The organism is Nonomuraea corallina (assembly GCF_027620315.1).
Classification (GTDB): domain Bacteria; phylum Actinomycetota; class Actinomycetes; order Streptosporangiales; family Streptosporangiaceae; genus Nonomuraea; species Nonomuraea corallina.
On the sequence record NZ_JAPNNL010000022.1, the window covers coordinates 25,353 to 46,978 of the forward strand.

Here is a 21,626-nt window from a genome sequence, read left to right on the forward strand (position 1 = left end):
GAAGTCGCCATTGCTTTACTCCGCTGCTCGCCCCGGCCTCAGATCAGCCCGCCGCGGCCCCAGCCGCGAGCCAGCCGACGGGCCGCGAACGCGCCCGCCACCAGGCCGATCGCCAGCAGGATCGCGGCGGACGGCAGCATGCCCGCCAGGTCGCCGCGTACCGCGGCCTGCATCAGGGTCAGCGCCCAGTAGCCGGGCGAGACGGGCGCCACGAGCTGTGCCCACTCGGGCATGAGGCTCAGCGGCACCAGGGCGCCGCCCAGGGAGCTGAGCGTCAGCGCGCCCACGTCGCAGATCACGCTCAGCTCGCCGTGGCTGCGCACGATCGCGGCGAGCAGCGCGCCGAGTGAGAGCAGCGCGAAGGCCCAGATCACGATGGCCAGCAGCACGTAGTGCGGCGCGCTCGGCACCGGCAGCCCGATGACCAGGCAGCCGTAGGTCAGCAGCAGCGTCTGCTGCACGACCATCACCGCGAAGATCGGCGCGATCTTGCCGGCCAGCAGCTCGGCGGCCGCCGCCTGGCTCACGCGGAGCCGGTCCCAGGTCCGCCAGGTGCGTTCGGACAGGATCGCGTTGCCCGCCAGGGAGATCGCGAAGACCGAGAACATCACCATGAGCCCGGTGGACACCTGGGTGGCGCCGCCGTCCACGGCCCGCACGTACAGCGGCTTGAGCACCAGCATGAGCACCATCGGCATGACGATGTAGCTGATCGCCTGACCGGGGTCGCGCAGCCGGATGATGGTGTTGTGCCGGGCCACCGCGGCGATCCGGTGGAACGCGGGTAACACGCCCGCGCCGCGCGGCGCGCTGTCAGCGAGCATCGTGGACCGCCAGGGATCTGTAGAGGTCGTCAAGGGAGGGGTGGCGCACGTCGACCGAGCGGATGGGGCGGTCGAGGCGGCCGAGCAGGTCGATCAGGGTCGCGGTCGGCTCGGTGGTGGAGACGGTGATCTCCTCGTCGTCCTCGAGCTGGACCCGGACCTCGCCCGGCAGGTCTCTGGCCAGGTCCTCGTAGGTGCCCCTGGCGATGACCCGGCCGTCCCGCGCGACGGCGAGCGTGGCCTGCAGCTCGGTCAGCTCGGGGAGGTAGTGGGTGGTGTAGACGACCGCCGCGCCCTCGCCCGCCCGCTGCTTGACCACGTCGAGCATGGCCTGCCTGGTCTCCAGGTCGGCGCCGGCGGTCGGCTCGTCGAGGAGCAGCAGGGGCGGCCGGTGCACCAGCGCGGTGGCGGCCTGGGTACGCCGCTGCTGGCCGCCGGAGAGCTTCCCCGCCCGCCTGTCCATGATCTCCGCCAGCCGCAGGATGCCGGCGAGGTCGTCGATGGCCGAGGTCAGCGCGGCCCCCCTGAGCCCGGCGAGCCTGCCGAACAGCTCCAGGTGCTCGCGCACGGTGACGGAGGGATAGAGGGCCAGGTGCTGGGGGGCGACCCCGACCTGGCCGCGCATGGCCGACGGGGGTTTACCGTCAATGGTGACGTGACCGCTGTCCGGTCGGATCAAATCGGACACGATTTCCACAAAGGTCGTCTTGCCCGCACCATTGTGTCCGACCAGTCCGACGATTTCACCGGCTGCCACATTCAGTGTGAATCCGTCGAGGGCCTGCACCGTGCCGTACCGTTTGACGAGATCGGTTACCACCAGCAATGTGTCACCTCCTCAGATGTCACACCATCAGTATTTGAGTAATCCGATTTACGCGATTGCCCGACGTTCTCTTACGATAGCGACGAACATGGGCGCGGCCGGTGGCAACTAGTTTCGCGAAGAAGCGGCCAACGGCAGCCGATTCCTGTCGGCCGTCCTGACTGATTAATCTGACAAATATGCGTGTGGGTGCATTGATCGCGGCCGGGGACGACTGCCTCGTCTACGAGGCCGGGGCGGGCAGGGTGGTCAAGCGCTCCCGCGACGGCCGCGGCCTGGAGCAGGAGGCGGCCGTCATCCGCCACGCACGCCGGCACGGGATCCCCGCGCCGGAGGTCTTCGACGCCGACGGGCCCGACATCCTCATGGAACGCCTGGAGGGTCCGAGCCTGCGCGAGACGGCGCTGCGCCGGCCCGACCGCCTGGAGGAGTACGGCCACCTCCTGGCCGAGCTGCTGCGGACGCTGGGCCGCGTGCGCGCGCCCGGGTGGCTCAAGGCCGTCGGGGGCTGCCCCGGCAACCGGCTGCTCCACCTGGATCTGCACCCCTCCAACGTCGTCATCACCGGCGACGGGCCGCGGATCGTCGACTGGGCCAACGCGGCCAGGGGCGCGCCCGTCGCCGACGTCGCCTGCACCTGGCTCATCCTGGCCACCACCGTCGTGCCCGATGCGCCGGTGCCGGACTGGCGGGAGATCATGCTCGGCGCCTTCCTGGAGGGCGTCGACGTCGCCGCCGTGCGGCCCTATCTGCACGTGACCGCCGAGCGATGGCGCGGGGACCGTGCCATCGGCCCGGAGGAGCAGGCCGACATCGACGCCTTCCTGGCCGGCGAAGAGTTCCGGGCCGCCGGATGACCGCGCGCGCCGAGGCAGGCCGGCCCGAGGGGGGCGAGCGGATGACCGAGCAGCCGGAGCCCGCCCCCTCGCCGGCGGACGGCGGAGCGCCGCCCGCGCGCCGGAGCGAGCTGGACTCCGTCCGGGTGCTGGTGGTCGTCGGGCTGGTGTTCTTCCACGCGGCGCTGGTCTTCGACGGCTCCGACGACTTCTACGTACGCAACGCCGAGACCACGGGCGTGTCCCTCGTCGTCTCGGCACTCGGCGTGGTGTGGGCGATGCCCATCCTCTTCCTCATCGCCGGCTTCGGCGCCCGGCACTCGCTGCGCCGCCGCGGCCCGGCCGGGTTCGCCGCCGAGCGGCTGCTGCGGCTGGGCGTGCCGCTGGTCTTCGGCACGCTCACCATCGTCCCGGTGCCGCAGTGGCTGCGGCTGCGCGCCGACCCCGGCTACCACGAGTCCTACCTGGCCTTCCTGCCGCGCTTCTTCGAGGTCCGGTTCGACCCGGCCGAGTTCCCGTTCGTGCTGCAGGGCGAGCACTTCGAGACCGGGCACCTGTGGTTCATGCTGCTGCTGCTGGTGTTCGCGCTCATGCTGGCGGCGGTGGCGCGCTGGTTCCCCGCCGCCCGCGCCGGCCGGATCGCCGACCGGCTCGCCGCCGCGGCCGGGCACCGCGGCGCCCTGCTGCTGCCCGCCCTCCCCGTGGCGCTGCTCAGCGCGCTGGCCGGGCTGGAGGAGGAGTACGCCGGCTGGAGCCGCTGGGCCTACCTGCTGTTCTTCTGCTACGGGTTCGTGCTCGCCGGCGACGACCGCTTCCGCCGGGCGATCCGCAGGGACGCGCCGGTGGCCGCCGCCCTCGGCGTGACGCTGCCCATGGCCGGCCTGCCCATGTTCCTGCTCGCCGGCGGCGACCCCTTCACCGACCTGAGCCCCATGGCCACCGTCGCGCGGGCGATGTACGGCGTCGCGGGCTGGTGTCTGCTGGTCGGCATCCTCGGCCTGCTCGACCGCCGCGCCGCCGCCCGCCCCGCGGGCGCGCCGTCACGGGGCGGCGCCCGCCGGCGGGTGTACGCCTACCTGGCGGCCGCCGTGCTGCCCCTGTACATCCTGCACCAGCCGATCGTGGTCGCGGTCGCGTACGGGGTGGTGCGGCTGGACGCGCCCATCGCCGTCAAGTACCCGCTGATCGTGGCCGTCTCGCTGCTCCTCACGGTCGCCGCGTACGACGTGCTGGTACGGCGGACCCGGGTCACCCGGTTCCTGTTCGGCATGCGCGACGGACGCTGACGGCGCGGGGCCCCTTCCGCAGGGGAGGCCGCCCGGCGGCGAACCCGGGCGGTACGGATCAACCACAATGCCACCGTGGGGCCGCGGGCCTCCGGCGGTCCGGCGTCCCGGCGCAGCTCAGGGCGGAAGGGCCCGACCGCGCCGGGGGTCCGGCCCGCCGCTGACGGCCGCCGGCCGGACCCGTGTGTAACCCGACCGTAATCGTGGCGACCCTTGACGGAGCGGCATGTTAACGTTCACAGTCGTGCCAAGCCCGAAAGGAGCACGGCCGTGGGAACTGCCCGAGGACGCCGTCCGCCGGTCATGGCGGACGTGGCCAAGGAGGCCGGCGTTTCCCATCAGACGGTCTCGCGCGTCCTCAACGACCACCCCAACGTGCGCGCCGAGACCCGGACCCGGGTGCTGGAGGCGATCGACAAGCTGGGCTACCGCCGCAACCTCGTCGCCCGCGCGCTGGTCACCAAGCACTCCAGAACCCTGGGCGTGGTCAGCTTCGACACCACGCTCTACGGCCCGGCCAGCACGGTGTACGGCATCGAGCAGGCGGCCAGGGCGGCCGGTTACTTCATCAGCATCGTCAGCCTCAAGTCCATCGACAAGACCGGCGTCCGCGACGCCCTCGACTACCTGGCCGACCAGGGCGTCGACGGCATCGTGGCGGTCGCGCCGCAGCGGTCGGCCGCCCAGGCGCTGGCCGACCTGCCGCTCGACATCCCGGCGGTGGCGGTCGAGGGCGGCGAGGCCGGTGAGGTGCCGGTCGTCTGCGTGGACCAGGTCGAGGGCGGCAGGCTCGCCACCGAGCACCTGCTGGAGCTGGGTCACGAGACGGTCTGGCACGTACGCGGGCCGGGCGACTGGCTGGAGGCCGAAGGCCGGGTGATCGGCTGGCGGTCCGCTCTGGAGCGGGCGGGCCGGGCGGTCCCCGAGCCGCTGGCCGGCGACTGGAGCCCGCGCTCCGGTTACGAGGCCGGTCGCAGCCTGGCCGGCATGGCCGGGGTCACGGCGGTCTTCGTGGCCAACGACCAGATGGCGCTGGGCGTGCTGCGGGCCTTCACCGAGAAGGGGGTGAAGGTGCCCGGTCAGGTGAGCGTCGTCGGCTTCGACGACATCCCCGAGTCGGCGTACTTCTCACCTCCGCTCACCACCATCAGGCAGGATTTCGGCGCGGTCGGGCGGCACAGCATCGGGGTGCTGCTGCGGCAGATCGAGGCCGGCGGGCCGCAGGCAAGCGAGCGGCTCGTCGTCCCTCCCGCGTTCGTCCCCCGCGTCAGCACGGCCGGGCGCTGAGCCCGGGCCGCCGGCAGGACGGCGCTCGCACGCCCCTCGTGTTAGCGCTCACAACCCCAGAAAGGACACCCCCCACGTGTTGAAGAGGATCTCGACGCTGGTCGTCGCCGGATTGACCGCGGCGGCGCTGGCGGCATGCGGCACCGGTGGCAGCGGCGGCAGCGGCGGCACGGAAGGAGGAGGCTCCGGCGGCGACTCGATCGTCATGGGCTTCTCCCAGGTCGGCGCGGAGAGCGGCTGGCGGACCGCGAACACCAAGTCCGTCCAGGAGGCCGCCAAGCAGGCCGGCATCACGCTGCGCTTCTCCGACGCCCAGCAGAAGCAGGAGAACCAGATCAAGGCGATCCGCTCCTACATCCAGCAGAAGGTGGACGTCATCGCGTTCTCGCCGGTCGTGGAGTCGGGCTGGGACACCGTGCTCAAGGAGGCCAAGGACGCGAACATCCCGGTGATCCTGACCGACCGGGCCGTCGACTCCGCGGACACCTCGCTCTACAAGAGCTTCCTCGGCTCGGACTTCGTCGAGGAGGGCAAGAAGGCCGGCCAGTGGCTGGTCGAGGAGTACAAGGACAGCAGCGAGACCGTCAACATCGTCGAGTTGCAGGGCACCACCGGCTCCGCCCCGGCCAACGACCGCAAGGCGGGATTCGCCGAGGTCATCGGCGCCGACCAGAAGTTCAAGATCGTCGCCTCGCAGACCGGTGACTTCACCAGGGCCAAGGGCAAGGAGGTCATGGACGCCTTCTTGAAGGCGCAGCCGGACATCGACGTCCTCTACGCCCACAACGACGACATGGGCCTGGGCGCGATCGAGGCGATCGAGGGCGCGGGCAAGGTGCCCGGCAAGGACATCAAGATCATCACGGTGGACGCCGTCAAGGACGGGATGCAGGCGCTCGCCGACGGGAAGATCAACTACATCGTCGAGTGCTCCCCGCTGCTCGGCCCGCAGCTGATGGACCTGGCCAAGAAGGTCGTCGCCGGCGAGAGCGTGCCGGCCCGCGTGGTGACCGAGGAGACCACGTTCACCCAGGAGCAGGCCAAGGAAGCCCTGCCCAGCCGCCAGTACTGACCGTGGACGACCGGGCCGGCCGCGCGGCCGGCCCGGTCCGAAAGGAAGGGGCGCCGGATGGACGCACCCGCGCCGGTCCTGCGGATGAGCGGGATCGGCAAACAGTTCCCGGGCGTGCGCGCCCTCGACCGCGTGGACCTGCGGCTGCTGCCCGGAGAGGTGCACGCGCTCATGGGCGAGAACGGCGCGGGCAAGTCCACCCTGATCAAGGTGCTGACCGGCGTGCACCCGGCCGACGAAGGCGCCGTCGAGCTCGACGGGCGGCCCGTCGCCTTCGCCAGCCCGCTGGAGGCGCGTCAGGCCGGGATCAGCACCGTCTACCAGGAGGTCAACCTCTGCACGAACCTGTCCGTGGCCGAGAACATCCTCATCGGCCGCGAGCCGCGCCGCTTCGGCCGCATCGACTGGAAGCGGATGCGGGCCCGCGCCAGGGAACTGCTGGCGCGGATGGAGCTCGACCTGGACGTCTCCGCGCCGCTGTCGTCGTACTCGCTGGCCATCCAGCAGATGGTGGCCATCGCCCGCGCGCTCGACGTCGAGGCCCGCGTGCTGATCCTGGACGAGCCCACCTCCAGCCTGGACGCCGACGAGGTGGGGCAGCTCTTCCGGGTCATGCGCAGGCTCAAGGAGGAGGGCATCGCCATCCTCTTCGTCACGCACTTCCTGGACCAGGTGTACGAGATCTCCGACCGGATGACGATCCTGCGCAACGGGCGGCTGGTGGGGGAGTACCTCACCCGCGAGCTCAGCCAGGTCGAGCTGGTCGCCAAGATGATCGGTCAGGAGCTGGAGGCGCTGGACAAGCTGCACGGTGAGGCCAGGGCCTTCACCCGGCCGCTGGTCGAGGCGCGCGAGCTGAGCCGGTCCGGGGCGATCGAGCCGTTCTCGCTGACCATCCACGAGGGCCAGGTCGTCGGGCTGGCCGGGCTGCTCGGCTCAGGCCGCACCGAGGTCGCCCGGCTGCTGTTCGGCGCCGACCACCCCTCGGGCGGGCAGCTCGCGGTCCGGGGCGAGCCGGTCACGCTGCGCACCCCGCGCGCCGCGATGAACCACAAGATCGCCTTCTGCTCGGAGAACCGCAAGACCGACGGCCTGATCGAGGACCTCACCGTCCGCGAGAACATCGTCCTGGCCCTGCAGGCCACCCGAGGCTGGACCAGGCCGGTGCCGCGCGAGCAGCAGGACCAGCTGGTCGCCAAGTACGTCAAGGCGCTGCGGATCAACCCGCCCAACCCCGAGATCCCGGTGCGCAACCTCAGCGGCGGCAACCAGCAGAAGGTGCTGCTGGCCCGCTGGCTGATCCTGGAGCCGCGGCTGCTCATCCTCGACGAGCCCACCCGCGGCATCGACGTCGGCGCCAAGACCGAGATCCAGCGGCTGGTCGCCGAACTGTCCGACGGCGGGGTGGCGGTGCTGTTCATCTCCGCCGAACTGGAGGAGGTGCTGCGGCTCAGCCACAAGGTCGCGGTGCTGCGGGACCGCCGGTTGATCGCCGAACTGCCCAACGACGACGAGCTCACCAAGGAAGTGATCATGGAGACCATCGCGAGCGGAGGCCGGACCTGATGCGCCGCCTGCTGTGGCCGATCCTGATCCTGGCCGCGCTGTTACTCGTCAACGTGATCTTCACCCCCGGCTTCTTCTCCATCCAGCTCCGCGAGGGCCACCTGTACGGGAGCCTGATCGACATCCTGCGGTTCGGCGCCCCGCTGATCCTGGTGTCGCTGGGCATGACGCTGGTCATCGCGACCGGCGGCATCGACCTGTCGGTGGGCTCGGTGGTGGCCATCGGCGCCGCGCTCGCCTGCCTGCAGATCAGCCAGGACCAGGGCGTGCTCGTCGCCGTGGCGCTGTCGCTCGGGCTCTGCCTGCTGCTCGGCGCCTGGAACGGGTTCCTGATCGCCGCGGTCGGCATCCAGCCGATCATCGCCACGCTGATCCTCATGGTGACCGGGCGCGGCCTGGCCCAGCTGATCACCGACGGGCAGATCATCACCGTCAACGAGCCCGCGTACAAGCTCATCGGCGGCGGCTACCTGCTGACCGTGCCGTTCGGCATCCTCATCGTGCTCGTCGTGCTGGCGGTCACCGCGTTCCTCACCCGGCGGCTGGCCCTCGGCGTGCTCATCGAGTCGGTCGGCGGCAACGCCGAGGCGAGCAGGCTGGCCGGCATCAGGGCACGCGGGATCATCGTGATGGTGTACGCGTTCGCCGCCCTCTGCGCGGGCGTGGCGGGGCTGATGATCAGCTCCAACGTGTCCAGCGCCGACGGCAACAACGCCGGCCTGTGGATCGAGCTGGACGCCATCCTGGCCGTGGTGATCGGCGGCACGTCGCTGGCCGGCGGCCGGTTCTCGCTCGGCGGCACGGTGATCGGAGCGCTGATCATCCAGACGCTGACGACCACGATCTACTCCGTCGGCGTGCCGCCGGAGACCACGTTGCTGTTCAAGGCGCTCGTGGTGACCGCGGTCTGCCTGATCCAGTCGCAGGCGTTCCGCGACAAGGTGTTCCGCCGCCGCGGCGGGACCGCCCCGCCCCAGCCGGTGAACGAGGAGAAGGTACGGGTGAGCACGTGAGCACGCTCAGCCTCGGCGGGGGCAGGACGATCCCCGCCAAGTACGTGCCGGTCATGGTGACGGCCTGCCTGTTCGCGGCCATGTTCCTGGCGGGCGGCGTCCGCTACGAGGGGTTCGCCACCGGGCAGATCGTGCTGAACGTCTTCATCGACAACGCGTTCCTGCTGATCGTGGCCGTCGGGATGACGTTCGTGATCCTCACCGGCGGCATCGACCTGTCGGTGGGCTCGGTGGTGGCGCTGTCCACGATGATCGCCGCGAGCCTGATGTCCGGGCCGGGCTGGCCGCCGTACGTTGTGGTGCCGCTGGTGCTGCTGGTCGGCTCGGGGCTGGGCCTGGTGATGGGCTACCTGATCCACGCCTTCGACATCCAGCCGTTCATCGTGACGCTGGCCGGGATGTTCCTGGCGAGAGGACTGTGTTACACGATCGGAACAGAGTCCATCCCGATCACCGATCCCACGTTCACCGTCTTCGCGCAGACCCGGCTGGACCTGTTCGCGGATCTGTGGATCTCGCCGAGCGTGGTCATCGCGGCGGTCGTGGTGGTGGTGGCCGCGTACGTGCTGCACTACACGCGGCTGGGCCGGGCGGTCTACGCCACCGGCGGCAGCGAGCAGTCGGCGCTGCTCATGGGCCTGCCCGTGGGCCGCACGAAGGTGGCGGTCTACACGATCTCCGGGTTCTGCTCGGCGCTCGGCGGGGTCGTGCTGTCGTTCTACATGCTCTCCGGGTACGGCCTGCACGCGGTCGGCATGGAACTGGACGCGATCGCGGCGGTGGTCATCGGCGGGACCCTGCTCACCGGGGGGACCGGTTTCCTGCTGGGCACCGTGCTGGGCGTGCTCGTGCTGGGCCTGATCCAGACCATCCTCAGCTTCGAGGGCACGTTGAGCTCCTGGTGGACCAAGATCGTCATCGGCCTCCTGCTGTTCGCGTTCATCCTGCTGCAGCGGCTGTTCTCGGCGCGGTCACGCCTCTGACCTGCGGGGAGATACCATGTGAACGTTACCAGGAGGTTACCGGGAGCCATTGACACCGTGGTTGTTAGCGATAACAATCACGGACAACAAATGCGAGGTTTGTTCTGGTTCATCCCTTCTTGTGGTGAACCGTTAACACTCACGCGCAGCCCCCGCTGCCGTGATCTTTCATGCAAGGAGAGCACACGATGAGGTTGGGACGGATCGGGGGCGTGGTCACCGCGATCGCGCTCGCCGCCACCATGACGGCCTGCGGCTCCAGTCAGAAGACGGTCGACGCCGAGGCGTCCTCCGCCGCCGGAGGGGGCAACTCCGGCGGGCTGGTCGGCGTCACGATGCCGACCAAGTCGTCCGAGCGGTGGATCCACGACGGCGACAACGTCAAGAAGCAGCTGGAGGCGCTCGGTTACCAGGTCGACCTCCAGTACGCGGAGAACGACATCCCCACCCAGGCGAACCAGATCGAGAACCAGATCACCAAGGGCGCCAAGCTGCTGATCGTGGCCTCGATCGACGGCACCGCGCTCACCTCCCAGCTCCAGCAGGCGGCGGACAACAAGATCCCGGTCATCGCCTACGACCGCCTGATCCGCAACAGCCCGAACGTCGACTACTACGCCACCTTCGACAACTTCAAGGTCGGCGTGCAGCAGGCCACCTCCCTCCTCCAGGGCCTCGGCGTGGACAAGGGCGAGAAGGGCCCGTTCAACGTCGAGCTGTTCGGCGGCTCGCCCGACGACAACAACGCCACGTTCTTCTGGAACGGCGCCATGTCGGTGCTCCAGCCGAAGATCGACGACGGCACCCTCGTCGTCAAGAGCGGCCAGACCGACTTCAAGACCGCCGCGATCCTGCGCTGGGACCCGGCCACCGCGCAGCGGCGCATGGAGGACATCCTCACCAAGACCTACACCGGTGACACCAAGGTCGACGGCGTGCTCTCCCCGTACGACGGCCTGTCCATCGGCATCCTGTCGGCGCTCAAGAGCAGCGGCTACGGCACCAGCGGCCAGCCCTACCCGATCGTGACCGGCCAGGACGCCGAGCTCGCCTCGGTCAAGTCGATCATCGCGGACGAGCAGTACTCGACGATCTTCAAGGACACCCGCAAGCTCGCCGAGACCACCGTCAAGATGGCCGACGCCGTGCTCAAGGGCCAGAAGCCCGAGGTCAACAACGAGAAGGACTACGACAACGGCAACAAGGTCGTCCCCTCGTACCTGCTCGACCCGGTGATCGTCGACAAGACGAACTACAAGGAGATCATCATCGGCGGCGACTACTACACCGAGGACCAGCTCAAGTAGGGCCGTGCTCCGGGGGACGACCCGTCCCCCGGAGCCCCTGACCGAGGGGCTTCGACACATGACCGACCACATTCTGCGGATGACCGGGATCACCAAGACCTTCCCCGGCGTCAAGGCGCTGCAGGACGTCAACCTGTCCGTGCGGCGCGGCCGGATCCACGCCATCTGCGGCGAGAACGGCGCCGGCAAGTCGACGCTGATGAAGGTGCTGTCCGGGGTCTATCCGCACGGCACGTACGAGGGCGAGATCCACTTCGACGGCGCGCGGTGCGCGTTCGGCGGCATCCGCGACAGCGAGCACGCCGGCATCGTCATCATCCACCAGGAGCTGGCGCTCAGCCCGCAGCTGTCGATCGCGGAGAACATCTTCCTCGGCAACGAACGGGCCAGGCGCGGGATCATCGACTGGAACCGCACCAACTACGAGGCCGGCCTGCTGATGAAGCGGGTGGGCCTGCGGGAGAACCCGACGACCGTCGTCTCCGACCTCGGCGTCGGCAAGCAGCAGCTCGTGGAGATCGCCAAGGCGCTGTCGAAGGAGGTGAAGCTGCTCATCCTCGACGAGCCGACCGCGGCGCTCAACGACGACGACTCCGCGCACCTGCTCGACCTGCTGCGCGGGCTGCGCGACGAGGGCATCACCTGCGTGATCATCTCCCACAAGCTGAACGAGGTGACCGCCATCGCCGACGCCGTCACGATCATCCGCGACGGCCGCACCATCGAGACGCTCGACATGGCGACCGACGAGGTGACCGAGGACCGGATCATCTCCGGCATGGTCGGCCGCGCCCTGGACAACCGCTTCCCGCCGCACGAGTCCACGATCGGCGAGGAGGCGCTGCGCATCGAGGACTGGACCGTCCACAGCCCCAGCCAGCCCGGCCGCAAGGTCGTCGACGGCGCCTCGCTCACGCTGCGGCGCGGCGAGATCGTCGGACTGGCCGGCCTCATGGGCGCCGGGCGGACCGAGCTGGCGATGAGCGTCTTCGGCCGCGCGTACGGGGTCAACATCTCCGGCAAGATCTACAAGGACGGCAAGCCGATCGAGATCCGCACCGTGCAGGACGCGATCCGGCACGGCCTGGCCTACGCCACCGAGGACCGCAAGCGGTACGGGCTCAACCTCATCGAGGACATCAAGCGGAACATCTCGGCGGCCGGCCTGAGCGGCCTGTCGCGGCGCGGCTGGGTCAACGAGCACGAGGAGTACGCGGTCGCCCAGCGCTTCCACAAGAGCATGAACATCAAGGCGCCCAGCGTGTCGAGCGTCGTCGGCAAGCTCAGCGGCGGCAACCAGCAGAAGGTCGTGCTCTCCAAGTGGATCCTCACCGAGCCCGACGTGCTCATCCTCGACGAGCCCACCCGCGGCATCGACGTCGGCGCCAAGTACGAGATCTACACGATCATCAACCGGCTGGCCGACGAGGGCAAGGCGGTGCTGGTGATCTCCTCGGAGCTGCCCGAGCTGCTGGGCCTGTGCGACCGCGTCTACACGCTCTGCGAAGGGCGCGTCACCGGTGAGCTGCCGCGGCGGGAAGCCACGCAGGAACGCCTCATGCAACTGATGACCAAGGGACAGGAGTAGCTCCACATGAGCAGCACCACGCCCACCGCCGTCACGGCGGGCGCCACGGGCGGCGGACCGGAAGAGCCCAGGCGGCCGGGTCGCATCTCTCTGGGCGGAATGTCGCTCAACCTGAGGGCGAGCGGCATCTACATCGCGTTCGCGCTGATCGTCGTCCTCTTCTCGATCCTCACCGACGGCGCGCTCCTGACCCCCCAGAACATCTCCAACATCATCGTCCAGAACTCCTACATCCTGATCCTCGCGATCGGGATGATCCTGGTGATCATCGCCGGGCACATCGACCTGTCGGTGGGCTCGGTGGTGGCCGTCACGGGCGGGCTCGCCGCGGTGCTCATGGTCAACATGAGCATGCCGTGGCCGCTGGCCATCATCCTCACGATCGCCGCCGGCGCCCTGATCGGCGCCTGGCAGGGCTACTGGGTGGCCTACTTCGGCATCCCGGCGTTCATCGTGACGCTCGCGGGCATGCTGCTGTTCCGCGCGCTGACCCTCACCGTGCTCGGCAACCAGGGCATCGGCCCGTTCCCCGACCAGGTCCGCACGCTGGCCAACGGGTTCACCCCCGGCTACCTCGGCAACGTCGGGCTCGGCCCGCTGGGCGGCGCCGACCTGTTCAGCCTGCTCGTCGCGCTGGCCGCGATCGCCGGCATGGTCGTGTCCCAGTGGCGCACCCGCGCGGCCAGGGCCGGCTACGGGCAGGACGTGGAGCCGCTGGCGCTGTTCGCGCTCAAGATGGTCGCCGGGGCCGCGCTCATCATGTTCCTGGTCGTGCAGCTCGCCCGGTTCAAGAACCTGCCGTGGGTGCTGGTCCTCCTCGCGGTGCTGGTGCTGGGCTACTCGCTGCTGGCCAACAAGACCGTGTTCGGCCGGCAGATCTACGCCATCGGCGGCAACCTGCAGGCCGCGGTCATGTCCGGCGTCAAGGTCAAGAAGGTCGTCTTCTGGATCTTCGTCAACATGGGCGTGCTGGCGGCCGTCGCCGGCATCATCTTCGCCGGCCGGCTCAACCAGGCGGGCCCGACGGCGGGCAACGCCTTCGAGCTGGACGCCATCGCCGCGGCCTTCATCGGCGGCGCGGCCGTCCAGGGCGGCGTCGGCAAGGTGGTCGGGGCCATCACCGGCGGCCTCATCATGGCGGTGATCAACAACGGCATGTCCCTGATCGGCTCGCCGAGCGAACGGGTCATGCTCGTCAAGGGCCTCGTGCTGCTGGCCGCCGTCGCCTTCGACGTGTGGACCAAGCGCCGCGCGGGCGCCGCCGGCTGACCCCCGGCTCCCGTCCCGTTCCCGTACCCGTACCCGTACCCGTCCCGGACCCGCAGAGAGGAGAGACCGTGGGAGCGCCGCCCAAGCGCCGCCCGCCCGTGATGGCCGACGTGGCCAGGGAAGCCGGCGTGTCGCACCAGACGGTCTCCCGGGTGCTGAACGACCACCCCAACGTCCGGCCCGACACCCGGGCCAGGGTGGAGCAGGCGATCACCAGGCTGGGCTACCGGCGCAACCTGGTCGCCCGCGCCCTGGTCACCAAGCGGTCCCGGATGCTCGGCGTGGTCAGCTTCGACACCACTCTTTACGGCCCGGCCAGCACGATCTACGGGATCGAGCAGGCGGCCAGGACCGCCGGCTACTTCGTGAGCATCGTGAGCCTGAAGACCCTCGACGTCGACAGCGTCCGCGACGCCATCGACTACCTGTCCGGTCAGGGGGTGGACGGGGTCGTGGTGGTGGCGCCGCGGCGTTCGGCCGGCCCGGCGCTGGAGAACCTGCCGTCGGGCACCCCCGCCGTCGCGGTCGAGGGCAGCCACCGCAGCGACGTCTCGGTGGTCTGCATCGACCAGGCCGAGGGCGCCAGGCTCGCCACCCGGCACCTGCTGGAGCTGGGTCACCGGACCGTCCACCACGTCACCGGCCCGCCCGACTGGCTGGAGACCGAGGGCCGGCTGGAGGGCTGGCGGGCCACGCTGCAGGAGGCGGGCCGGCCGGTGCCCGAGCCACTGGCGGGCGACTGGAGCCCGCACGCCGGCTACGAGGCGGGCAGGATCCTGGCCGCGATGGACGGCGTCACCGCCGTCTTCGCGGCCAACGACCAGATGGCGCTGGGCGTGCTGCGCGCGCTCTCCGAGGAAGGAGTGAAGGTACCCGACCAGATCAGCGTCGTGGGCTTCGACGACATCCCCGAGTCGGCGTTCTTCTCGCCCCCGCTCACCACGGTCAGGCAGGACTTCGACCAGGTGGGCCGGCACTGCATCGAGGTGCTGCTCCGGCAGATCGACTCGGGGGCGGGCGCGGGCGAGCGGCTCGTCGTGCCGCCCGGGTTCGTCGTCAGGTCCAGCACGGCCGCCGCGGCGCGGGTGCCGTGATCCATGCCGTGATCCATGCCGTGTCCTATGCGGGGGCAAGGCCCCGTACGAATCCCCTGGAGTTCAGCGTGAACGCTAACAAGTACGTGGTCGGAGTGGACTTCGGCACGTTGTCCGGGCGTGCCGTCGTCGTCCGCGTGTCCGACGGCGCCGAGCTGGGCAGCGCCGTGCACGAGTACGCGCACGGCGTCATCGAGCGGGAGCTCCCGGGCTCCGGCGTGCGGCTCGGCCCCGACTGGGCCCTGCAGTCGCCGCAGGACTGGATCGACGTGCTGCGCGTGGCCGTACCGGCCGCCCTCGCCGCGGCGGGCGTCCCCGCCGGCGAGGTGATCGGCATCGGCACCGACTTCACCGCGTGCACCGTGCTGCCGGCCACGGCCGACGGCACCCCGCTCTGCCTGCGGACCCCCGAGCGGCCGCACGCCTGGCCCAAGCTGTGGAAGCACCACGCCGCCCAGCCGCACGCCGACCGGATCAACGGGCTGGCGGCCCGGCGCGGCGAGAGCTGGCTGCCCCGCTACGGCGGCAAGATCTCCTCCGAGTGGGAGTTCGCCAAGGCGCTGCAGGTCCTGGAGGAGGACCCGGAGACCTACGCCGCGGCCGAACGGTGGATCGAGGCCGCCGACTGGATCATCTGGCAGCTCACCGGGGTGGAGAGCCGCAACATCTGCACCGCCGGCTACAAGGGCATCCTCCAGGACGACGGCTACCCCTCCGAGGAGTTCCTGGCCGAGCTGAACCCCGGCTTCGCCGGCTTCACCGCGAAACTCGCCACCGGGCAGGTCGGCGAGAAGATCGCGGGAGTCACCCTGGCGGCGCTCGGCGGCCTCGCCGGAACCCTCACCGCCGAGGCGGCCGCCTGGACCGGCCTGCCCGAGGGGATCGCCGTCGCCGTCGGCAACGTGGACGCGCACGTCACCGCCGCCGCCGCCGACGCCGTCAGACCCGGCCAGATGGTGGCCATCATGGGCACCTCCACCTGCCACATCATGCCCAGCGACCAGCTCGCCGAGGTGCCCGGCATGTGCGGCGTGGTACGCGACGGCATCGTGCCCGGCCTGTGGGGGTACGAGGCCGGCCAGTCCGCGGTCGGCGACATCTTCGCCTGGTTCGCCGACGCCCACGTCCCCGCCGGGTACGCCGAGGCGGCGGCCGCCCAGGGGATGAACGCGCACGAGTACCTCACCTCGCTGGCCGAGAAGCAGGCCGTCGGCCAGCACGGCCTGGTCGCCCTCGACTGGTTCGGCGGCAACCGCTCGGTCCTCGTGGACCACAACCTGTCCGGCGTCATCGTCGGCCAGACCCTCGCCACCCGGCCGGAGGACGTCTACCGGGCGCTCATCGAGTCCACCGCCTTCGGCGCCCGCATGATCGTCGAGACCTTCGAACGGGCAGGCGTCCCGGTCGAGGAGTTCGTCGTGGCCGGCGGCCTGCTGAAGAACCGCTTCCTCATACAGGTCTACGCCGACGTGCTGCGCCGCCCGCTGTCGGTCATCGGCTCCGACCAGGGCCCGGCGCTCGGCTCGGCCATCCACGCCGCCGTCGCCGCCGGTGCCTACGGCGACATCGAGAAGGCGGCCGCCGCCATGGGCAAGCGCACCGAGGCCGCGTACCTGCCCGACCCGGCCAGGGCCGACGCCTACGACCGGCTGTACGCCGAGTACCGCACCCTGCACGACCACTTCGGAGACGGACGCATGCTGCACACCCTGCGCGCCATCAGGAACGAGGCGACCGCGTGAGGCCCACCATGAGGACCACCATGAGGAGCACGGTCGCCACCCTGCACGCGGAGCTGGTCCGCTACGGCCTGGTCGCCTGGACCGCCGGGAACGTCTCCGGCCGGATCCCCGGCGAGGACCTGTTCGTCATCAAGCCCTCCGGCGTCTCCTACGACGAGCTGACCCCGGAGAACATGGTCGTCTGCGACCTCGACGGCAACCTCGTCGAGGGCGACCACGCGCCGTCCAGCGACACCGCCGCGCACGCGTACGTCTACCGGCACCTGCCCGAGGTGGGCGGCGTCGTGCACACCCACTCCACCTACGCCTCGGCGTGGGCGGCCAGGGGCGAGCCGATCCCGTGCGTGCTCACCGCGATGGCGGACGAGTTCGGCGGCGAGATCCCCGTCGGCCCCTTCGCGCTCATCGGCGACGACTCCATCGGCCAGGGCATCGTGGCCACGCTCGCCGGTCACCGCTCGCCCGCCGTGCTCATGCAGAACCACGGCGTCTTCACCATCGGCAAGGACCCCAAGGCGGCGGTGAAGGCCGCCGTGATGTGCGAGGACGTCGCCCGGACCGTCCACGTCGCCAGGCAGCTCGGCGAGCCCCTGCCGATCAAGCCGGAGCACGTCGACCGGCTGTACGACCGTTACCAGAACGTCTACGGACAGAGGAGCCCGCGTTGAACATCTGGTTTCTGACCGGCAGCCAAGGGCTGTACGGGGAGGACACGCTGCGGCAGGTGGCCGAGCAGTCGCAGCGCATCGCCGAGGCACTGCCGGTGCCCGTGCAGTGGAAGCCGGTCCTGACCGACGCGGCCGCCATCCGGCGGGTGATGCTGGAGGCCAACGCCGACGACTCCTGCGCCGGCGTGATCGCGTGGATGCACACGTTCTCCCCGGCCAAGATGTGGATCGCCGGCCTGGACGCGCTCCGCAAGCCGCTGCTCCACCTGCACACGCAGGCCAACGTGGAGCTGCCGTGGGCCTCCATCGACATGGACTTCATGAACCTCAACCAGGCCGCGCACGGCGACCGCGAGTTCGGGTACGCCCAGACCCGGCTCGGCGTGGCCCGCAAGACCGTGGCCGGCCACGTCAGCGACCCGGCCGTGGCCGAGCGCGTCCTGTCCTGGGCGCGCGCCGTCTCCGGCCTGGCCGAGCTGCGCACGCTCAAGCTGGCCAGGTTCGGCGACAACATGCGGGACGTGGCCGTCACCGAGGGCGACAAGGTGGAGGCCCAGCTCCGCTTCGGCGTCTCCGTCAACACCTACGGGGTCAACGACCTGGTCGAGGCCGTCGACGCGGCCGCCGACGCCGACGTCGACAAGCTGCTCAAGGAGTACGAGGAGCTCTACCGGGTGGCGCCCGAGCTGCTCGGCGAACGGCGCGAGTCGCTGCGCTACGCGGCCAGGATCGAGCTGGGCCTGCGCCACTTCCTGGAGAGTGGCGGCTTCAAGGCGTTCACCACCAACTTCGAGGACCTCGGCGGGCTGCGCCAGCTGCCCGGCCTGGCGGTGCAGCGGCTCATGGCCGACGGGTACGGCTTCGGCGGTGAGGGCGACTGGAAGACGTCGGTGCTGCTGCGCACGCTCAAGGCGATGGCGCCCGGCGGCACCTCGTTCATGGAGGACTACACCTACCATCTGACGCCGGGGGAGGAGCTCATCCTCGGCGCCCACATGCTGGAGGTGTGCCCGACGATCGCCTCCGGCACCCCGTCGTGCGAGATCCACCCGCTGGGCATCGGCGGCAGGGAGGACCCGGTCCGGCTGGTCTTCGACGCCACCCCGGGGCCGGGCGTCGTGGTCGGCCTGGCGGACATGGGGGACCGGTTCCGGCTGGTGGCCAACGAGATCGACCTGGTCGCGCCGCCGCAGCCGCTGCCCGCGCTGCCGGTCGCCCGCGCGGTCTGGCGCCCCCGCCCGAACCTGCGCACCTCGGCCGAGTCCTGGCTCACCGCCGGCGCCCCGCACCACACGGTGCTGTCCACGGCCGTCGGGGTCGAGGAGCTGACGGACCTGGCCGAGATGCTCGGCGTCGAACTGCTCGTCATCGACGCCGGCACCACGCCGCGCCAGTTCGCCAAGGAGATCCGCTGGAACCAGGCCTACTACCGCCTGGCCCAGGGCTTCTGACGGCGGCCCGGCGGTCACCGGAGCGGTGGCCGCCGGGGCGCGTCAGCCGGAGCCCACCCGTTCCGTGACCGCCCGCGCTTGGGGGGCCGGGCAGCCGGGGAGCAGGGGGACCGCCGCGAGGATGACGGTGACCATGGCCAGGGCGAACCAGAAGACGCCCCGCATGCCGCCCAGCGGATCGCCGGCCGTCTGCACGATGAGCGTGACCACCGCGATGCCCAGGGCCGCGCCCAGCTGGTTGAGCATGTACAGCACGGCGCTGCCCTGCGGGATCAGCGGCGCGGGCAGCAGCCGGTAGAGCGAGCCCATCGTCGGCGCGCCCACGAAGCCCAGTCCGAGCCCCATCGCGCAGCCCGCGACCACCGGCCACGCCCATCCCGTGCCGGGGCCGACCTGGGTGAAGGCCAGCCCGCTGACCACCGCCACCGCCGCGCCGCCCAGCGCCAGGCCCCGCGCGCCGAGCCGGTCCGACAGCCGCCCGGCCAGCGGCATCGCCACCGCGGCGCCCGCGCCGACCGGCGCCACCAGCATCCCGGCGGCCAGCGCCCCCACCCCGTGCACCTGACGGAAGTACAGCGGCAGCGCGAACAGGGTGGCGAACGTGGCCAGCCCGACCAGCCCCATCACCACCACCGCGGCGCTGAACGAGCGCCGGGCGAACAGGCGCGGGTCGATCAGCGGCTCCCCGCGGCGCGCGTGCAGCCCGTACCCGCCCAGCAGCGCCACCCCGGCCGCGAGCGGGACGAGCACCTGCCACACCCCGAACGCGACCTGCTCGGCCGCCTGCGACAGCGCCAGCATGAGCGCCACGAACCCCGGCGCGAGCAGCGCCACCCCCGTCACGTCCAGCCGGGCCCGCCGTCCGGCCGGGGGATCGTCGGCCGGGATCACCCGCAGCGCCAGCAGGTAGGCGACCACCCCGACCGGCACGTTCAGCAGGAACATCCACTTCCAGGAGAACGCCTGCAGCAGCGCCCCGCCGGTCAGCGGCCCGAGGACCGGACCCAGGGACAGCACCACGCCCATCAGCCCCATCACCCGCCCCGCCCGGTGCGGCCCGGCGGCGCGGGCGAGCAGGGTGAGCACCAGCGGGTCGAGCACGCCCGCGCCGAGCCCCTGGACCGCGCGGAAGGCGATGAGGCTGCCGGTGTCCCAGGCCAGCCCCGCGCCGAGCGAGCCGGCGAGGAACACCAGCAGCCCGAACAGCCAGAGCCGCCGCGCGCCGAACCGGTCGACGGCCCACGAGGTGACCGGGATGGCGGCGGTCACGGCCAGCAGGAAGCCGGTCGACACCCAGCCGATCGCGCTGAGCGAGGTGCCGAACGCGGCGGCGAGGGCGTCGATCCCGACGGCGACCATCGTGCTGTTGAGGATGCCGAGCATCCCGCCCAGCAGGACGACCGCGACCAACCGCGACAGATTTGAACTCATGGGTTCAACTTAACAGTCTAGTCAGTAGCAATGAACCCATGAGTTCAATCCCGCTCTAGGATGGTGTCCATGCCCACCGCTCGCGGCCGCATCGACAAGCGGCAGGCCATCCTCGACGCCGCGATCACCGTCTTCGCCCGCAGGGGCTACGACCAGGCCTGCGTCCAGGAGATCGCCGACGAGGCCGGGGTCGCCAAGCCCACCGTCTACAACCACCTGACCGACAAGGCCACGCTGTTCCGCGAGGCGATGACCGCCGCCACCGGCGCCGCCGTCGCCCGCCACCTGGCCACCCTCGACCGCCTCGCCGTCCCCGGCGACGACCTGCGGACCGTGCTGGAAGAGGTCGCGCTCGACCTGCTGCGGTGCCACTGCGACGAGCGATCCCGGGCGGTCCGCCGCCTCCTGCACGCCGAGACGGCGCGCTTCCCCGACCTGCTCTCCCTGGTGCGCGGCCCCTCCGGCCACCGCGTCACCGAAGCCCTCGCCGACCGCCTGGCCCGGCTCGCGCTCGCGGGCCGGCTGCGCGGGGCGGACCCCTCGCTGGCGGCCGAGCAGCTCATCGCGCTGCTCACGGGCCCCGCCGACCTGCGCTGGCCCGTGAGCTCCCCTCCGGACGACGACCTCGCCACGATCGCCCACGCGGCGGTGGACACCTTCCTCCGCGCCTTCGCCGCAGACCCGCCTGTGTCCCAGGAGCGGGCCATCCACACGTGATCCCCTGTTGAGGGGGCCACCTCGCCGATCTCACCGACCGGCGAGCGGCCTCGCGTGCCCCCTGATCAGCCGGCCGCCCCGGCGACGGCGACCAGAATCTTCTCGAGCCCGGCCTCGATCCGGTCGAACCGCGCGTCCATGCGGTCGAGACGAGCATCCATGGCATCCAGGCGGGAGTCCATGGCGTCGAACCGCGCGTCCATGCGGTCCAGGCGGGTGTCGACGGCGGAGAAGCGGTGCTCGAACTTCTCGGTCAGTCGTTGTTCGAGCCTCTGCAGATCCTCGCGCGTGGCGAGGTTGGCGCGGCCGGCCATGATCTCGCCGAAGACCGGCTCGGTGTAGTCGAGGATCTCCTGACGGATCGTCGTCGGCAGATCCTGGACGACGGTCTTGAGGTCGGCGACGTCCGTATCGATGGTGAACACACACGATTCCAATCTCTTGACACGCTCGACCAGTTGCAGCCGGTGCTGGGGGGATGACATACGGTGATGATAGCGCCTGGCCGCCCCTGACGAGCACCGCGAACGCCCCCCAGACCCAACCTTCCGCACCACTCGCGCTCACCGATCCCGTGTCGTCGTGGATGTCCCTGCCGATGCTAGTCAACGCCGTTGCTAGTCAACGCCGGTGCTAGTCAACGCGGTGTGCTGGCTGCCTTCTCGC

General features: G+C 70.8%; 19 protein-coding genes. 15 read left to right on the forward strand and 4 right to left on the reverse strand.

Features of this window, described 5'->3' with window-relative positions:
• Positions 1–38: 38 nt before the first annotated feature.
• Both OUY22_RS08560 and OUY22_RS08565 read right to left on the reverse strand, forming a co-directional pair.
• On the reverse strand, positions 39–824 hold the full coding sequence (locus OUY22_RS08560) for an ABC transporter permease (protein WP_270154278.1): 786 nt from the start codon (positions 822–824) through the stop codon (positions 39–41).
• Positions 814–1,644, reverse strand: coding sequence for an ABC transporter ATP-binding protein (locus tag OUY22_RS08565; protein ID WP_270154279.1), 831 nt, complete (start codon positions 1,642–1,644; stop codon positions 814–816). Before OUY22_RS08565 ends, OUY22_RS08560 begins: the two co-directional genes overlap by 11 nt.
• 191 nt (positions 1,645–1,835) lie before the next feature.
• Between OUY22_RS08565 and OUY22_RS08570 the strand changes: the two genes are divergently transcribed.
• The 14 genes from OUY22_RS08570 (at position 1,836) to araA (ending at position 18,812) form a co-directional block, all read left to right on the forward strand.
• Positions 1,836–2,507, forward strand: a complete 672-nt coding sequence (locus OUY22_RS08570) for a phosphotransferase (protein ID WP_270154280.1) — start codon at positions 1,836–1,838, stop codon at positions 2,505–2,507.
• On the forward strand, positions 2,504–3,772 hold the full coding sequence (locus OUY22_RS08575; protein ID WP_270154281.1) for an acyltransferase family protein: 1,269 nt from the start codon (positions 2,504–2,506) through the stop codon (positions 3,770–3,772). The genes OUY22_RS08570 and OUY22_RS08575 overlap by 4 nt, the downstream gene beginning before the upstream one ends.
• A gap of 303 nt (positions 3,773–4,075) precedes the next feature.
• Entirely contained in the window at positions 4,076–5,059 is a 984-nt protein-coding gene (locus tag OUY22_RS08580; protein WP_270154306.1) for a LacI family DNA-binding transcriptional regulator, read from the forward strand.
• Positions 5,060–5,135: 76 nt separating this feature from the next.
• Positions 5,136–6,131 carry an ABC transporter substrate-binding protein gene (locus tag OUY22_RS08585; protein ID WP_270154282.1) on the forward strand — a complete coding sequence of 332 codons (996 nt, stop codon included), beginning with the start codon at positions 5,136–5,138 and terminating at the stop codon, positions 6,129–6,131.
• A 57-nt stretch (positions 6,132–6,188) separates the two neighbouring features.
• Positions 6,189–7,697: a sugar ABC transporter ATP-binding protein gene (locus tag OUY22_RS08590; protein WP_270154283.1), complete on the forward strand. Its 1,509-nt coding sequence runs from the start codon at positions 6,189–6,191 to the stop codon at positions 7,695–7,697.
• On the forward strand, positions 7,697–8,710 hold the full coding sequence (locus OUY22_RS08595; protein WP_270154284.1) for an ABC transporter permease: 1,014 nt from the start codon (positions 7,697–7,699) through the stop codon (positions 8,708–8,710). Before OUY22_RS08590 ends, OUY22_RS08595 begins: the two co-directional genes overlap by 1 nt.
• Entirely contained in the window at positions 8,707–9,693 is a 987-nt protein-coding gene (gene yjfF, locus OUY22_RS08600) for a galactofuranose ABC transporter, permease protein YjfF (RefSeq protein ID WP_270154285.1), read from the forward strand. The genes OUY22_RS08595 and yjfF overlap by 4 nt, the downstream gene beginning before the upstream one ends.
• Before the next feature lie 188 nt (positions 9,694–9,881).
• On the forward strand, positions 9,882–11,000 hold the full coding sequence (gene chvE / locus OUY22_RS08605; protein ID WP_270154286.1) for a multiple monosaccharide ABC transporter substrate-binding protein: 1,119 nt from the start codon (positions 9,882–9,884) through the stop codon (positions 10,998–11,000).
• Between the two features lie 58 nt (positions 11,001–11,058).
• Entirely contained in the window at positions 11,059–12,588 is a 1,530-nt protein-coding gene (mmsA, locus tag OUY22_RS08610) for a multiple monosaccharide ABC transporter ATP-binding protein (RefSeq protein WP_270154287.1), read from the forward strand.
• Positions 12,589–12,594: 6 nt separating this feature from the next.
• Entirely contained in the window at positions 12,595–13,857 is a 1,263-nt protein-coding gene (mmsB, locus tag OUY22_RS08615) for a multiple monosaccharide ABC transporter permease (RefSeq protein WP_270154288.1), read from the forward strand.
• 101 nt (positions 13,858–13,958) lie between these two features.
• Positions 13,959–14,951, forward strand: coding sequence for a LacI family DNA-binding transcriptional regulator (locus tag OUY22_RS08620; protein ID WP_270154308.1), 993 nt, complete (start codon positions 13,959–13,961; stop codon positions 14,949–14,951).
• Positions 14,952–15,037: 86 nt separating this feature from the next.
• A complete protein-coding gene (gene araB, locus OUY22_RS08625; RefSeq protein ID WP_270154309.1) occupies positions 15,038–16,693 on the forward strand; it encodes a ribulokinase in 1,656 nt (551 codons plus the stop codon).
• Positions 16,694–16,701: 8 nt separating this feature from the next.
• Positions 16,702–17,361 (forward strand): L-ribulose-5-phosphate 4-epimerase, encoded by a 660-nt coding sequence (locus OUY22_RS08630; protein ID WP_270154289.1) that lies wholly within the window; start codon positions 16,702–16,704, stop codon positions 17,359–17,361.
• Complete coding sequence (gene araA, locus OUY22_RS08635) at positions 17,358–18,812, forward strand: L-arabinose isomerase (protein WP_270154290.1); 1,455 nt, start codon at positions 17,358–17,360, stop codon at positions 18,810–18,812. Before OUY22_RS08630 ends, araA begins: the two co-directional genes overlap by 4 nt.
• Positions 18,813–18,854: 42 nt before the next feature.
• On the opposite strand, the gene OUY22_RS08640 is transcribed toward araA, so the two are convergent.
• Positions 18,855–20,243, reverse strand: a complete 1,389-nt coding sequence (locus OUY22_RS08640; RefSeq protein ID WP_270154291.1) for a DHA2 family efflux MFS transporter permease subunit — start codon at positions 20,241–20,243, stop codon at positions 18,855–18,857.
• Positions 20,244–20,312: 69 nt separating this feature from the next.
• On the opposite strand from OUY22_RS08640, the gene OUY22_RS08645 reads away from it, so the two are divergent.
• Positions 20,313–20,960, forward strand: a complete 648-nt coding sequence (locus OUY22_RS08645; protein WP_270154292.1) for a TetR/AcrR family transcriptional regulator — start codon at positions 20,313–20,315, stop codon at positions 20,958–20,960.
• Between the two features lie 65 nt (positions 20,961–21,025).
• Here the strand turns inward: OUY22_RS08645 and OUY22_RS08650 are convergent, their stop codons facing one another.
• The gene (locus OUY22_RS08650) at positions 21,026–21,445 is read right to left on the reverse strand and encodes a hypothetical protein (protein ID WP_270154293.1); all 420 of its coding nucleotides are present in this window, start codon (positions 21,443–21,445) and stop codon (positions 21,026–21,028) included.
• Between the last annotated feature and the right edge of the window lie 181 nt (positions 21,446–21,626).